This is a genomic window from Sorangium sp. So ce426 (assembly GCF_051475585.1).
Taxonomy (GTDB): domain Bacteria; phylum Myxococcota_A; class Polyangia; order Polyangiales; family Polyangiaceae; genus Sorangium; species Sorangium cellulosum_B.
In genome coordinates this window covers 6,766,159-6,780,728 of sequence record NZ_CP150341.1, presented here as the reverse complement: position 1 = coordinate 6,780,728, position 14,570 = coordinate 6,766,159, and the positions used below count along the sequence as shown (strand labels likewise).

General features: G+C 71.8%; 10 protein-coding genes and 1 pseudogene. 2 read left to right on the top strand and 9 right to left on the bottom strand.

Annotated features, from left to right (window positions below; all coding sequences use genetic code 11):
* From WMF44_RS25095 to WMF44_RS25070, 6 genes and pseudogenes are all read right to left on the bottom strand, one after another.
* Positions 1–360 carry a roadblock/LC7 domain-containing protein gene (locus WMF44_RS25095; RefSeq protein WP_437301608.1) on the bottom strand — a complete coding sequence of 120 codons (360 nt, stop codon included), beginning with the start codon at positions 358–360 and terminating at the stop codon, positions 1–3.
* A 222-nt stretch (positions 361–582) separates the two neighbouring features.
* Positions 583–1,257: pseudogene (locus WMF44_RS25090) on the bottom strand (response regulator); the annotation flags it as partial.
* A gap of 297 nt (positions 1,258–1,554) precedes the next feature.
* Positions 1,555–2,961 carry a sigma-54-dependent transcriptional regulator gene (locus tag WMF44_RS25085; RefSeq protein ID WP_437292556.1) on the bottom strand — a complete coding sequence of 469 codons (1,407 nt, stop codon included), beginning with the start codon at positions 2,959–2,961 and terminating at the stop codon, positions 1,555–1,557.
* The gene (locus tag WMF44_RS25080) at positions 2,958–4,145 is read right to left on the bottom strand and encodes a sensor histidine kinase (protein WP_437292555.1); all 1,188 of its coding nucleotides are present in this window, start codon (positions 4,143–4,145) and stop codon (positions 2,958–2,960) included. Before WMF44_RS25080 ends, WMF44_RS25085 begins: the two co-directional genes overlap by 4 nt.
* Positions 4,146–4,412: 267 nt before the next feature.
* Positions 4,413–5,072 carry a carbonic anhydrase gene (locus WMF44_RS25075; RefSeq protein WP_437292554.1) on the bottom strand — a complete coding sequence of 220 codons (660 nt, stop codon included), beginning with the start codon at positions 5,070–5,072 and terminating at the stop codon, positions 4,413–4,415.
* A gap of 112 nt (positions 5,073–5,184) precedes the next feature.
* Positions 5,185–9,156: a M36 family metallopeptidase gene (locus WMF44_RS25070; protein WP_437292553.1), complete on the bottom strand. Its 3,972-nt coding sequence runs from the start codon at positions 9,154–9,156 to the stop codon at positions 5,185–5,187.
* Positions 9,157–9,977: 821 nt separating this feature from the next.
* Between WMF44_RS25070 and WMF44_RS25065 the strand changes: the two genes are divergently transcribed.
* Complete coding sequence (locus WMF44_RS25065) at positions 9,978–10,925, top strand: diacylglycerol/polyprenol kinase family protein (RefSeq protein WP_437292552.1); 948 nt, start codon at positions 9,978–9,980, stop codon at positions 10,923–10,925.
* A 2-nt stretch (positions 10,926–10,927) separates the two neighbouring features.
* Here the strand turns inward: WMF44_RS25065 and WMF44_RS25060 are convergent, their stop codons facing one another.
* Both WMF44_RS25060 and WMF44_RS25055 read right to left on the bottom strand, forming a co-directional pair.
* A complete protein-coding gene (locus WMF44_RS25060) occupies positions 10,928–11,581 on the bottom strand; it encodes an HD domain-containing protein (protein WP_437292551.1) in 654 nt (217 codons plus the stop codon).
* A 206-nt stretch (positions 11,582–11,787) separates the two neighbouring features.
* Positions 11,788–12,900 (bottom strand): DNA alkylation repair protein, encoded by a 1,113-nt coding sequence (locus tag WMF44_RS25055; RefSeq protein WP_437292550.1) that lies wholly within the window; start codon positions 12,898–12,900, stop codon positions 11,788–11,790.
* A 101-nt stretch (positions 12,901–13,001) separates the two neighbouring features.
* Here WMF44_RS25055 and WMF44_RS25050 point away from each other — a divergent pair, with 101 nt between their 5' ends.
* Entirely contained in the window at positions 13,002–13,739 is a 738-nt protein-coding gene (locus tag WMF44_RS25050; protein ID WP_437292549.1) for a helix-turn-helix transcriptional regulator, read from the top strand.
* A gap of 212 nt (positions 13,740–13,951) precedes the next feature.
* Here WMF44_RS25050 and WMF44_RS25045 read toward each other — a convergent pair whose 3' ends face one another.
* On the bottom strand, positions 13,952–14,383 hold the full coding sequence (locus WMF44_RS25045) for a nuclear transport factor 2 family protein (RefSeq protein ID WP_437292548.1): 432 nt from the start codon (positions 14,381–14,383) through the stop codon (positions 13,952–13,954).
* Positions 14,384–14,570 lie beyond the last annotated feature (187 nt).

The following is a 14,570-nucleotide window of genomic DNA, read 5'->3' as shown; positions in this document are numbered from 1 at the left end:
CTAGAGCGTGAGCTCTCTCTCGATCTCCGCCAGCGTGATCCTCGCCATCGCCAGGTTGGCCCGCGCGCGGTCGAGGGCCACGTAGAAGAAGAGCGATTGCTTGCTCCGCAGCGGCCTTAACAGGTGATATTGCTTGGAGAGCGAGATCAGGATGTCCTCGATGTCGTCCTTCAGGTTGAGGTTGCGGATCGCCTTGCGCTTGGCCCTCACCACCTCGGTGTTGCTCGCGCCGGCGATCTCGAGGTTGAGCGAGCCGCCGCCCTCCTGGCCGAGCAGCATCCCGCTCTCGGAGTCGACGAGCGCTGCGCCGACAAAGCCGTCGATGCTGTTCAACCTGCTGAGGCATTGCTTGATGTCCATGGGTTCCTCCTGCGTTGACAAGGTCTCGTCGTCCCAGATCATGTCGATAATCAAGTGATCGCCGCCATGGCTCGCGGGCGGCGCCGCTCCGACGCGCATCGTCGGCGGGCCCGTGGCCGAATGTCCCTCCTGTGCGCCGGCGCCCGGCGTCGTGGCGAGGCTCCACCCGGCCTTGGAGGCCGGTCCGGTCGAGGACTCCAGCGTGCGCCGGCGCTCGTCGATGAGCCGGCAGCTCTCCATGATGAGCTCGGTCCAGCTGGCGTGGATCGTCTGCTCGGGCGCCTTCAGCCCGAGCTGCATGGTGAACTCGCCCCCGCTCCAGAGCATGACCTGGTAGAAGGCGTCGACGCCGGCCGCCGTGGAGGTCGACGCGTGGACGATCCTCCCGCGCTCGAACCAGATCCGCCCCTCGCCCGTCCGGTGGCGGACCCGGAGCACGCCGGTCGCGTTGGACAGGGCGTAGAGCTGCACGATGTCGGGGAGCGTCTGGACCGAGATGGCCCCGGAGAAGCCGACCCGCTTCCGCTCCAGCACCTCATCGACGCTCCGAAGGAAGCGCTCGAACTCGAACGGCTTCTCGAGGTACTCGATCGATCCCCGCATCGCGACCTCCCGGTGGATATCGGCGGTCGGATAGGCCGTCATGACGATCACCGGCAGCGCCGGCAGGAGCTTGCGCGCAGCCATGATGAGCTCGAGCCCGTGCATCCCCTGCATGCAGATGTCGGTGATCAGGAGATCGACCGGCCCCGAATCGAAGAGCCGGAGCGCCGCGTGCCCGTCCGTCACCGACTCCACCGCATAGCCGGGTCGCTGCTTGATGATGCGGTTGGACAGCGACCAGACCAGCGCCTCCTCGTCATCGACGAGGATGATGCGCAGCTTCGCGTCGTCCATCGGTTCGTCGCTCATCGCTTCGGACTCCATCGGATGGCTCGCGCCTGCGCTTCCGTCGAACAGGTCAAGCAGGCGCCGTGCCGCGCGTCGCCGCCGCGCCGAGGCGCTGTATCCGCGGACAATCACGGAGCCGCGGCGGGCAGGCCGTGACCGGCGGTCACGCGCGTACCGGCTCGGCGCGGACCAGCCGGTCAATCGCGGACCATGGCGGCCGCCGCGAACCACCGGAGCGCGAGCGCGCGCGCCTCCGCGCGGCGCGGACGTCGCTGGGACAGCGCCGAGCCACCCGCGCGGGGCTCAGGTGCTCGCCGCGCTCCGTTCCTGGTCCGTGAGGTAGAGTCGCAGGTGTCGCCGCAGGCAGACTCGGGTGATGCCGAGGGCGCCGGCGGTGCGCGTCACGTTGCCGCTGTGCGCGGCATAGACCGAGAGGATGTGACGACGGACGGCCGCTTCGAGCGACAACGTGGAGTCGGCCGCGGGCGCCACGGCGGCGGGAGGGAGCGACATGGCGCCGGCGGCGGACGGCGCAGGGGGCGCGGGCGCGGCGGCGCCGATCTCCGGCGGCAGGTGCTCGACGTCGATGACGCCGCCGCGCGCGAGCACGAGCGCGCGCTCGATGACGTTCCGGAGCTCGCGGACATTGCCGGGCCAGCCGTAGAGCTCCAGCAGCGCGACCGCGCGCGGCGTGATCGTCGTCGCGCGGAGCCCCATCTCGGCCCCGAGCGCCGCTATCCAGTGCACGACCAGCCTGCGGACGTCGCCGGTGCGGTGCCGGAGCGCCGGCAGCGACAGCTGGAACACGCCGAGGCGGAAATAGAGATCCTCCCGGAACGTCCCCGCCGCCACCATCGCTTGCAGATCGCGGTTCGTCGCCGAGACGACGCGCACGTCGGTCAGGAGCTCCCGTTGCCCGCCGACCCTGCGGAACGGGTGACCCTCGAGGACGCGCAGGAGCTTCGGCTGGAGCTCGAGGGGGAACTCGCCGATCTCGTCGAGGAACAGCGTCCCGCGGTGGGCCAGCTCGAACAGCCCCTGCCGCGACGAGCGCGCGTCGGTGAACGCCCCGGCCTCGTGGCCGAAGAGCTCGGACTCGAGGATCTGCGCCGGGAGGCAGGCCGCGTTGACGGTCACGAACGGGCCGGCGGAGCGCGGGCTCGACGCGTGGAGGAGGCGCGCGACGAGCTCCTTTCCGGTGCCCGACTCCCCCGTGATCAACACCGAGGCGCGCGAGCGCTCGGCGAGGAGGTGGAGCTCGTCGAGCACGCGCGTCCACGCCGGGGAGGCCCCCACGAGGCCTCGGTCCTGGATGGCCTGCCTCGCCTGCTGCACCTCGCGGCGCAGGGCCGACTCCTCGCCGGCGCGGGCGACCGCGCGCAAGAGCTCCTCCCGCTCGAAGGGCTTGACCAGGTAATCGGCGGCGCCCGCGCGCAGCGCGCCCACGGCCGCGCGCGCGTCGTCGCGGCCCGTCAGGACGACGACGCGGCAGCTCGGATCGGCGCCGAGGAGCGCGGTCAGGACCGCGGCGCCCTCCGCGTCCGGCAGCCCGAGGTCGAGGACGACGACGTCGACGGTCGCTTGCGTCGCGATGGCGAGCGCCTCGCGCGCCGTCGCCGCCATGTACATCCCGCTCGCCTGCTTCTCCAGCGCCCGGGAGATCGCGTGTCGCACGTCATCGTCGTCATCGACGACGAGGAGCCGCGTCATCCAGTCCCCGGCAGCTCGATGGAGAAGACGCTGCCGCGCCCCACCGTCGACCGGATCCGGACCCTCCCCTGGTTCTCGCGGAGCAGCTTGAGGGCGATCGAGAGGCCGAGCCCGGTCCCCCGCGCCTTGCGCGTGAAGAAGGGGTTGAATATCTGGCTCAGGATGTCGTGCGGTATCCCCGGCCCATCGTCCTCGATGTCGACGTAGACCCGCCCGCCGCGGCCGATCGATGGCTCGCCGTCCTCGGGCGGTCCATCGTGGATGCGGACCCGGACCTGATCCGCGCTGCCGGCGGCCTCGATCGCGTTCTCGAGCAGGATGACGAGCACTTGCACCATCTGGTGCTCGTCGATGACGACGGTGGGGGCCTCGGCGTCGCACGAGACCCGGATAGGACCGCCGGGCGTCGTGCGCAGGCGGGCGCCGAGCAGATCCAGGGCGCTCGCCACGAGCAGGCTTGCGTCGTGCTCCTTGCGGATGGGCCGCTCGGGCTGCACGAGGCGGAGCGAGCTGCGCACGAGCCGCTCGATGCGGGCGATGAGGCCGCTGAGGCGCGAGATGTCCCGGCCCCACTGCTCCTCGGCCGCGGGCTCTGCCGAGAGATCCTCGACGATGGACTTCAGCGCCGCGAGCGGGTTGCGGACCTCGTGCGCGAAGCCGGCGATCATCTGGCCCATCGCGGCGAGCTGGTCGCTCGACGGTCCGCCCGCGGCGCCGGCGCCGTCCGCGGGCGATATCAGGCACAGATAACGGAGCGGGCCGCGCCCCGACAGGCGCCGGACCGTCAGCGTGGTCGGCCGGGGCGTGCCGTGCTCGTTCCAGAGCTCGAGGTTGTAGGTGTGCACGCCTCCGTCGCGGTTGCTGAGCTCTTCGCGGAGGCTGCAGCTGAAGTTCAGCACCGCCTGGGCGGGCTGCCCTTCCCAGCCGTACAGCCCGAGCCGGAGCAGATCCCGCGCCCTCTCGTTCGCCACGATCACGAGCTCGGCGTCGTCCAGCCCGAGGATCGGAGCAGGGATGTCTTCGACTCCGACCCTGTACCCGTGGACGTAATTGGCCGGCTGACCCGATATCGCGCCTTTCATGAGCGCGTTCAGCACGGTCATCCCCGAGTCGACCGTTATCTCCCGCGGCGTCGCGTCCGGGTGCTCAGGCGGTGATACGCAGGCACGTTCGGTGAAGTGCATCAGGCCCCCCCTCCTGCACGTTCAGATTCCTGCGGACGGACTCGCTGGGACCGCCCTCGTCGATGCTGGAGAGGTCATGGTACGCCTCCGTTCTGGGCTTGAAAAGAGAGAACAATCCGGCGGATTCGTGTGCTTATGTCCGCGGCGGCGCTCATGTGCTCTCGGCCGGACTCGCCTGGACGATGGCCTGCAACATCGACGGAACGCTCGACTCGCCTCATGCGCCGAGGCGCCGACTGGCGTGCGGCGACGAGGCGCGCCGGCTCGTCACGCGCGCGGGAGGAACGTCACCTTGCCGGTCTCGAGGGCGTACTCGGCGCCCACGATCAGCATGCCTTCCTCGGTGCACAGCCGCTCGAGGAGCCGGCTGCCGTGCCGGAGGTGATCACACGAGTTGCGCACGTTGGCGCGCACCGCCTCGCGCAGGAGAAAGCTCCTGTCGGCGTCGCGGCCGGCGGCGCTCACCACCGTCTCGACGGGAGCTCGGCAGCGCTCGACGATATCGCGGATGTTGTCGGTGACGGGGCCGCCGTTGTCCTCGTGGAGCAGCTCGCACAGCGTGGCGTCGATGGCGCCGCAACGCGAGTGGCCCATCACCACGGCAAGGCGGGTCCCGAAGGCGGCGGCGGCGAACTCCACGCTGCCCACGAGCGAGGGCGCCACCACGTTGCCCGCGACCCGGATGACGAACAGGTCCCCGAGCCCCTGGTCGAAGATGAGCTCCGACGGCGCCCGCGAGTCCGAGCAGCTGAGGATGATGGCGAAGGGCTGCTGCCCCTCCACGAGGGCGGCCCGCGCCCGCTGTCCCATCATGACGTGCTCGCCGCGGATGTTGTCCACGAAGCGCCGGTTGCCCTCGATCAGGCGTTCCAGCGCCTGGTCGGCCGTCACGACGGGAGAGGCGGGCGGAGCGTTGCTGAGTCCCATGCTTACCGGCCACCGTGGGGGACCGGGCCGCGGGCGTCAATGGGTGAAACTTACGCCTCCCATGTCAGCTGCCGGGCTCATCGCTCATGGTTCATGGTTCATGGTTCATGGCTCATGGCTCATCGCTCACCCGGCGCCGCCTCCTCGCGAACGCCGCGAGCGCCGCGGCGGCACCGAGCGCGGCCATCGGCCCGCGCGGCGCGCCCCCCGGGATCGCGCACCCGCAGCCTTCGCCTCCAGCTTCCGGCTCCTTCGCCGGATCGACCACCACGCTGACCTGGTCGGTCGCCTCCAGGATCCCGTCGCTGACCGTCACCTCGAACGACAGGGCCGTCGTCGCGGCGACCTCGGGCGCCACGAAGGTCGCCCGCGCGCCCTCGCCGATCAGCTCGACCGCGGGCCCCGCCGTCTGCACCCAGGAGAACGTCAGCGCGTCCTCCTCGGGGTCCGAGCTCCCCGAGGCGTCGAGCGTCACGAGCTCGCCGATCGCGACCGCCTGGTCCACCCCCGCGTCGGCCACGGGCCCGCCCTGGCAGGAGGCGGTGTCCTCGACCACCGTCGCGAACGGCTTGTTCTTCAGGCCCGCGAACCCGATGTCGTCGAGCTCCCAGCCGGCGTCGCCCGCGGCCGCGTCCGTGCCGACGCGGAACCGCACCTGCACCGTCTCCCCGGCGAACGTGGTCCCCAGGTCGATCGCCACGTGGTCGACCTCGGGCCACGAGGGGCTCTGGCCGACGAAGGCCCTCCGCCTGCCCAGCGGATTGCCCGACTCGGCGGTGACCCTCCCGCTGTAGCCGGGCTGCGCGCGACCCCCGATGTCCCGCCATGTCGCGCCGCCGTCGGCGCTGAGCTCGACCACCGCGCCGTCCCAGGACGTCTCGTCGCTCGTCTCGAACCGGTGCCGGTGCGCGAACGTCAGCACGAAGCGCTCGGACTCGCTGACCTCCAGGGCCGGCGACACGAGCGCCGTGTCGGACACGCTCCCGAGGTTGACGCCGCGCCACACGCGGTTCGGCGCGGTGCCCTCCGCGCGCGACCAGACGAGCTCGCTGGAGAGCCCCTCGACGCGCCAGGTCGTGCGCTGCGCCTCCACGTCGTCGACCGCCGAGGACCCCGGCAGCTCGTCGAAGTTCACGCGGCGCACCAGCGCCTCCACCCGCACCGGCGTGCACGCCGCGGCGCTCTTCAGCGTCAGGCCGAGCTCGAGGTCCTCGGCGGGCGCCACGGTCCGGTCGAGCTTCACCGCCACGGTCGCGGTCCCGGTCGCGAACGGCGCGATGTCGCCGAACGACGCGCGCGCGCCGTCCGGGAACGTCACCCCGGCGGAAGGCACCTCGATGGACGCCACCGCCCCGGTCAGGGGCGCCGCGCCGCGGTTGACGATCTCGATCGTGATCGTGCCGGACTCCTCCGCGTCGAGCAGCCCGTCGCGGTCGCAGGAGCCGGCGCTGTCGTCGAGCTCCGCCCGGACCAGCGAGATCTCGGGCTGGACGCTGAAGCTCTCCACGACGCCGGAGAAATCGCGCGAGTCGGCGCGCGGGGACACGGCGCACGTGCCGGCGCCGCGCCGGGCGAACGCCTCCGCCATCGCCAGGAAGTCGCCCTGATCGCTGGCGAGCGCGGCCGCGAGCAGGGCGTCGCGCTGCTCGGTGAACGTCGGGCTCACCGGCGCGAGCTGCATGCCGGCCACCACGTAATCGCTCATCCGCCGCCGGGTCTGCTCGAACGCGCGCGGCGGGGTCAGGCCGCTGCCGTGCCGGATCAGCCCGACGTAGGCCTCGAACAGCATGCTCGCCCAGACCTCTCCGGCGTTGTGCTCCTCGGAGTTGTCGGAGGACGAGCCGTTGAGCGGGTGGTCGGGGAGGCGGGCGCCCTCCGAGATGTGCTTGAACGTCAGCCCGTTCCTCGTGAAGTCGACGGAGTAGGGGGCGCGGCGGATGCCGAAGTAGCTGTCGCCGAGCGCCGCGCTCCCGTAGCTCGAGAGCGGGAAGACGCCGTCGAGGTCGTCGCCGTCGCGCAGCGCCATGTGCAGGGCGATGAAGTCGCCCCACCCCTCGCTCTGCGCGCCGCACATCTTCGTGCCGCAGGCGACCTGGCGGAGGTGGATGTAGTGGCCCCACTCGTGCGCCACGATGCTGTTGTCGATCGTGCCGTCGCGCTCGACGCCGGGCTCGCGGGTCATGGTGACCGTGAGCGGCGCGTCCGCGGCGGCGAGCGCCGCCTTGAGCGCGCTGCCGTCCTCGTGCGAGACGCTCTGGGCGGGGGTCGTCACCTCGGGGGCCTCGCCGGACAGCCGCGGGGCCCCGTCGCTCTCGCGGCTGTTGGCGATGATCACGCCGATGGCGCCCGCCGCCTGCGCGCTCTCTGCCTTCTCGGCGAAGGTGCACCCGCCCCGGTCGACGAGGGCGATCTTGCCGGCCACGTCGCTCGTGATCGGCCCGCACGCGTCGCCGCGGGGCTCGACGCCGTCGAGGGCGAGGGCGAGCTCGCCGGTGACCTCGTAGCGCCGCGGCCCGAACAGGGCGGTGTTCGACGCGTAGCTGGCGTTCTGCGGCGTGACGCTCAGCGAGCGCTGATCCGGCCCGGACCACAGGTACATCTGCATCCGGGGCGACGCGCCGTCGTACGTCGCGTCCATGTTCGCGTTGTCGCGGCTGCCGCCGGTCGCGTCGTCCTGCGCCTCCGCGAGCAGCGGATCGCCGTCGAGGCCGCCCCGACCGAGGTTGTCGCGCTGGGCGTTGCCCGCGGCCTCGGTGAAGCCGGAGTCGTAGTACCAGTCATGGAGCCAGTTCGTGACGTAGAAGATCTGGGTGACGGCCGCCATGGTCTGCTCGGGCGTGGCGAGCGGCTCGGCGAGCGGGTCATAGATGTGGTCGAACGAGCCCGGCCCCGAGAGCGCCGCGCGGAGATCGCCGCTGGAGAACCCGTCGGGCGCGTTGTGGTCCGCGTAGGCGTCGACGTTGTTGCCGCGGGTCGAGGTCGCGCCGGCCGGCAGCCACGGATCGGCCCCGCCGTCGAGGTTCGTGTTGAAGCCATCGATGGAGATGAGGCTCGGCGCGACGAACCGAGGGACGTGGCCGTCGGGCCGCCCGGTCGGGTGCGGCGACAGATCCGCGAGGGGGCCGTCGAGCGGCCTGTGATCGCCCCCTTCCTCCGCCCAGACCCGGTAATCGAACGCGGCGTGGGACAGGTTCTCCCGGGAGAGCAGCTGCCCGTCGCCGGCCCCGAACACCCAGGCGTACGCCGAGGAGCTCGTGCCGCCGGCGTCGCCCGAGACGAGCTCGACGAAGTAGCCGGCGACGAGCCGGTCGGGCAGGGGAAAGAGCACCTTCCTGACCCGCGCCGGCTGCGTGAAGCGCAGGCCCCCGGCGCGCTGGCGCGCGTGATCGGTGTCCGCGATGTCGAAGAGCCGATACCCGCCCTTCGCCTCGCCGAGCTCGCGGAGGTCGGCCGTCTTGACGTCGATGCTGTGCGCGTCGCGCAGGGCGCGGACGACCGCCTGCGCCGGCGAGCCGGAGAACGCCCGGCCGCGGAGCGAGCCGGCCGCCGGCGAGGCGGCGCCGGGCGAAAGGGGGACGGCCGACGCGTGGAGGTTGCCCGCGAGGGCGACGAGCCCGAGGTCGCGCTTCATGAGCACCTTCAGCCCGCTCCGGAAGACCGGGATCCCGTCGACGTCCTGGCCCAGCGTCACGACGATGCCGCCGCGCCCGGTGTCGTGGATGTGGCGCACAACGGCCGTGTCGAGCGCGGCCTGCGGAAGACCGTAGAGGCGCGCGTACCGCTGCGCGTACCACCGGGCCGCGGCCTCGGGCGTCGCGTGGGTCGCGGCCGGCGGGCGGTGGCCCGGGGCCGTCGCCCACACGAAGGTGGGCACCCCGCGCTGCGGATCGGTCGACGCCACGACGGCGCCCGGCGTCGACGCGCGCTCGTCGACGTCGATGACGCGCGCGCGGCGCGCCGCGCGGACGGGCGGCGCGGGTGGGGCCTTGAAGTAGGCATCGTAGTCCGGGCGCTCCCGCGCGTGGGCGATGGGGCCTGCGAGCAGCGCGAGCGACAGCGCGGTGTACCGAACTGAGACCTTCATGTTCCTCGATTCTCCGACTCCGAGCGGACGACGCATGACCGGCCGCGCGCGGGTAGGCCGCGCGCTTCCTCCCCGGGCGCCTCGCGCCCACCCGTCGAATCCGCGGCGCGAGGCAACCTAGCCCCAGCGTGCGCGCAGGGAAAGCGCGACGGCTCTCGCTCCGTCCGGCGTCGTAAGGCGCCTCTCATGCGATTTCGTCCGGGCGCTCCCGAGAGCGCGAGTCACGCGGCGCCGGGACCAGGATGGAATAGAGAAGCACTCCTTGCTGGCGCATTGCATGAATCCATGAATTGCCGTGTCATGTGTCCTCGCGAGGCGAGCCGAGCGGTTCCCTCGGTCGCCGCCGGGTGGGCAGGAGGGTGGTTGTCGCGCCCGCGAGCGGTTGTCGCGCCCGCGAGCGGTTGTCGCGCCCGCGAGTGGTTGTCGCGCCCGCGAGTGGTTGTCGCGCCCGCGAGTGGTTGTCGCGCCCGCGAGTGGTTGTCGCGCCCGCGAGCGGTTGTCGCGCCCGCGAGTGGTTGTCGCGCCCGCGAGCGGCGCCGGGACCCGGACGGCGTCGGGTCGGCTCGCGCGGCGCGTCGTGCAGGGCCGGCTCGCGGGGGGGCGGGCTCGCGCGGCGCGTCGTGCGGCGCCGGCTCACGGGGTGCGGGCTCGCGCGGCGCGTCGTGCAGGGCCGGCTCATGCGGTGCGAGCTCGTGTGGTGCGGACTCATGCAGGGCTGGCGCCGCGAGCCAGCTCACGTGCGGGGTGCCGGTATGACGAAGCGCTGACATGGCGCCCGACCCCCGGCGATTATCTTCGCAAAACCCAACGTGATTCACGCCTTGCACATCGAGACCAAGCTCGTCTCCGAAGAGCTCTGCGTACTGTTGCGTCAGGTCGATCCCGCCGTCTTCGTCTTCCATGACGAACCCGAGGTTCGCGCCCGGGTCGAGCGGGTGGCGTCGCGGCTCCGCGAGCTCGTCGTGGCGGCCGAGCGCGACGATGCCGGGGGCACGATCGAGCGGCTCCGCGAGCGGCTCCGCGTGCTGCTCGCGGCGGTCGAGCGGGCGACCCCGACCGGAACACCCTCGCCCAAGGCGGCGTGGATTGCGTTCCAGCGAGAGGTGCAGCCTGCCTACGAGTCGCTGCTGCTGACGCTCCGCGGCGTGGTCGGCGCGCCGCCGAGCGTCAGGCCGACGAACCATGCGCGCAGCCTGTGGCACGTGGGCATGGGGCTCCTGGTGCTCGGGCTGATCCAGCTGCTGCCGGAGCGCGGCTGGCTCGTGGCCGCGAGCGGCGCGTTCGTCGTGGCGGTGTGGTCGATGGAGATCGCCCGCCGGGTCAGCGAGCGGGTCAATGAGCGGCTGATGGGGGTCTTCCGGCTCGTGGCGCACCCGCACGAGCGCTACCGGGTGAACTCGTCGACCTGGTACGTGACAGCGCTCTTCTTGCTGGCGCTGTTCGGGACGCGGCTGAGCCAGTCGCTCGCCGTGGTGGTGCTGGCGGTGGCCGACCCGGCGGCGGCCCTCATCGGCCGCCGCTTCGGCCGCACGCGGCTGCGCGACGGCCGCTCGCTGGAGGGCACGCTCGCCTTCTTCGTGGCGGGCGCGCTGAGCGCCCTCGCCGTGATGTGGGCGCTCGGCCCGGCGTCGCTCTCCTCGCGGCTCCTCCTGGCCGCCGTCGCGGGCCTTGCCGGGGCGGCGACCGAGCTGTTCTCCACGCGGATGGACGACAACTTCACGATCCCGGTGGCCGTGGCGGCCGCGGTGACGGTCGCGGGCGCGGGCTGACGTCAGCTCGCGTCAGCCGCCATCTCGCCGCCGATCTCCAGCGCGAGGCGAGCGAGGTACTGTCTCATGAACTCCGCGCGTCGCGCGCCCTCGCGGCGCCCTGCGGCCGTCGTGAGGCTCTCGGCGGTCTTGAACAGCTTCACGTGGAAGTGGTCGATCGCGTTCACCCGGTCGTCCCACGGCCTCCGCTCGGCGAACGGATCCCCTGGATCGTAGAACCGCACGCCGAGCAGGCCGCCCACGGCGAAGCAGCGGGCGATCCCGATCGCCCCCAGGCCGTCGAGGCGGTCGGCGTCCTGGACCACCCTGGCCTCGAGGGTCGTCGGCGCGATCCCCGCGCTGTAGCTGTGGCTCTCGATGGCGTGGGCGATGTCGGGGAGGAACGCCTCGGGGTACTCCACGCTCCGCAGGAAGCAGAGCGCCTCCTCCGCGGAGAGCCGCGACGCCTGGGAGCGCCTGGGGTCGTTCTTGGGGACGTTGACGAGATCGTGCAGCCACGCCGCGGGGACGACGATCTCGAGCCTTGCCCCTTCGTCCGCCGCGAGCGCCTTGGCCGTGGCGACGACCCTCGCGAAATGCGCCAGATCATGGGCCGGATCCTTGCCGAGGTCGGTCTCCTCGAGCTTCTTTGCGAAGAGCGCTTCCCAGTCCTTCATCTCCCGCCTCATAGACGCGGACCCCGACCCGCGCAACGGCTCTGCGCGGCGCCCGCGCCTTCAGGGACGCCACCTCCCTTCGCTCTGAAGCATCCTCTCTACTTTCTTGTTCGGGAAAATTTACAGGGAGACGGGGAGACGGGGAGTAAAATCCCACAAATCTCCCCGTCTCCCCGCCTCCCTGTTCACTCTCTTTCTTCGCTCGGTCACCGGCGCACATCGAAGTGCCCGAGGGGGTGCGCCACGCCGTTGACCATCACATCGATGCTGTGGCGACCGGGATAGTGACGGCGGGTCGTCATCTCCTCGAAGGAGACCTTGCCGGTGATCTCGGCTCGACCCGACGGCGGCAGGACGAGCTTCCGCAGCTTGAAGACCTTTGGCCGCGTCGAGCCGTTCGCCTTCACGAAGTGCACGGCGCAGTCGACGACGAGCTCCTGGTCGCGCGGCGCCGTCGACGCGAGCTCGAACGAGAAGCGTAGCTCTCCGCCGAGCCTCACCGATCGCGGGGACAGCGCCGCCGAGGCGATCGCGACGCTCGGCGCCGCGCCGAAGCCGAGCGCGTCGAGCGCGCCGCGATCACCCTTCTTGACGAGCGAGCGCAGCGCGTGGCGCACGATCCATTGCCGCCCGGGCGGCGCGCCCTCGAGCCAGCGCCGGCAGAGGCTCGCCGCGATGTCCGGGTGGTCCTTGCCGATGTCATTGATGTTGTTGGCGACGGAGCGCTGCACGTAGCGCTCCGGATCGTCCTTCAGGAGCTCGAGCAGCTCGATGACCGGGCCTGGATCCTGCTGGAAGGCGCGGAGCCGCGGGGCCCACGGCAGCCGCGGGCGCGTCCCCTCGGAGACGAGCCGCCGGACATGGACGTTCGGGTCGGCGGCCCACGCGCGGAGCCGGCGGAGCGTCGCGTCGGGGTACCTCGTCAGGAACGCGCGGATGCTGAACTCGGCGGAGAACCGCTTCGTCAGCTCGACTTGCGCTGTCATCGCCTCCTCGAAGTGATCGAGACCGCGCTTCGCCACATAGAACACGTGCGGCATGTACTGCAGCGGCGCGAGGCCGAACGCGTCGCTCCGATCGAGCTCGGGCCCGAGCGAGGCGACGATCACGCGAGCGGCCTCCGGAAAGGGCTGCGGCAGGTGGTGGTGCATGACGTCCGCGATGTGGGAGGCGCGGCCCGTGAGCTCCAGATCGGAGAGGCCGGTCAGGCAGTCGCGGGCGAAGCCCCGCTCGTCGAGGCCAGGGTGCGCCGAGCTGAGGTTGCGGGAGATCGAGCGGACGCACCGCTCGTCGAAGAGGTCCTTCAGCCGGTCGGCCATGGGTACCTGCCGGTGAGGACGCCGAGGCCGATTGGCCAGGTGTTCGCCACGTTGGACATGGGCGTTGACTAGCGCGAGACCCTGACAGATTCTGTCACCATATGTCGCGCGCCGTCCGGGTCATGGAGCTCTCCGACCTGCTTCGCGCGCGGGGAGCGACGACGGTCGGTGAGCTGGCCGCGACGCTCGGGGTCAGCGCCCGCACCGTGCGCAGGGATCTCGCGACGCTGAGGGAGCGCGGCCTCGACATCGAGGGCGAGGCCGGCCCCGGCGGGGGGATCCGGCTCGACGCGGGCCGGGGCGTCACCGCCGTGCACCTCTCGGTCGCCGAGATCGTGACGCTCTGGCTCTCCGCGCGCCTCTCCCAGGCCGCGAGCGACCTTCCGTGGAGCGACGCCGCCAGCTCCGCCCTGGCCAAGCTGCTCAGCAGCCTTCCTCCTGAACGAGCGCGGGAGCTGCGCGCCCTCTGCCGCAGGGTCATCGTCGGCGATCCGGCGAGCGAGCCAGTGCGCACCGGCGCCGGGGCGCCCCCTGCAGAGCTGGTGAGGCTCTTCGAGGAGTCGTTCTCCGCCGGCGTCGGTCTCGGGTTCGACTACCGCGACCGCGAGGGGAGGACGTCGAGGCGACGCGTGGAGCCGCACGGCCTCCTGATCCAGAGCCCCGTCTGGTACGTGCTCGCCCTGGACACGGGGAAGAACGAGCCGCGAATGTTCAGGATGGATCGCATCTCGACGCCCCGCGTCCTGCGGGAGATCGCGTTTCGTCCGAGCGCCCACGTCATCTGGGCGCTCTTGCCGGAGGAGTGCGCGTGGCGGCCGCTCCTCGGCGAACGACCATGAAGCTCGGCCAAAACGGACGGACATCCGTCAGGCTCCGGCGCTGTGCCCACCACGCTTCGATCGAGCGGAGCCCGGGAGTCAGGGTGTCGGATGGTCGCGCATCGGCGCTGGCGGATGGCTTAGGTTGGATACCGAATTCTGGCGACCCAGCTTCCACGAGGCGTCCTGGGAGAACGCGAACAGCCGCATCTACCACGGCCCCGGCCAGCCTCTCAGTTCATGAGCCGGGAGCGAGCGGGCGCCCACCGCTCGGGCCGCGGCGCGGAGAGCGGGCCCGCGTGGTGGTGGACCATCTTCCATTGCCCGTCCTCGAGGACGAACACGTTGGTTGCGCACAGGTGTGCGGGCTCATCGCCGTTCGCCTCGTAACACGTGACGAAGGCGAAGTCCCCGAAGAGGTGCGCCGAGGCGCCCTGGCAGCGCATGCGCAGGGGCGAGGTCTGGCGCAAGAGCTGGCTCCAGCTCTCGAGCACGCTGGCGCGCCCCGAGAGCGCCTCCATGCCGGGATGGGCGCAGGCCAGGGGCGCCCGCTCGGCCCACACCCGGCACATCGCCTGGTAATCCCCGGCGCGGAACGCCTCGTAAAAGGCCTCATTTGCGGCCAGGACAAGCCGTTCCGCCGCGACGCGCTCCTCGACGCTCATGCAGCGACCATGCTCCCCGGCCAGCGCGGGCGCAAGGGCCTCGACGGCGTCGTCTCGGCGCCTCGCCCGCTCGACCCCGCGCCCGGGCTGCCTGGGACGGGCCCTTGCTCCGCTGGTGGAAGGACGAGCTGTGTCCGGTTCATCCGCTTGATGCAGGGCATCCCGGCCGCGCGCGGGGGCAGGGCGC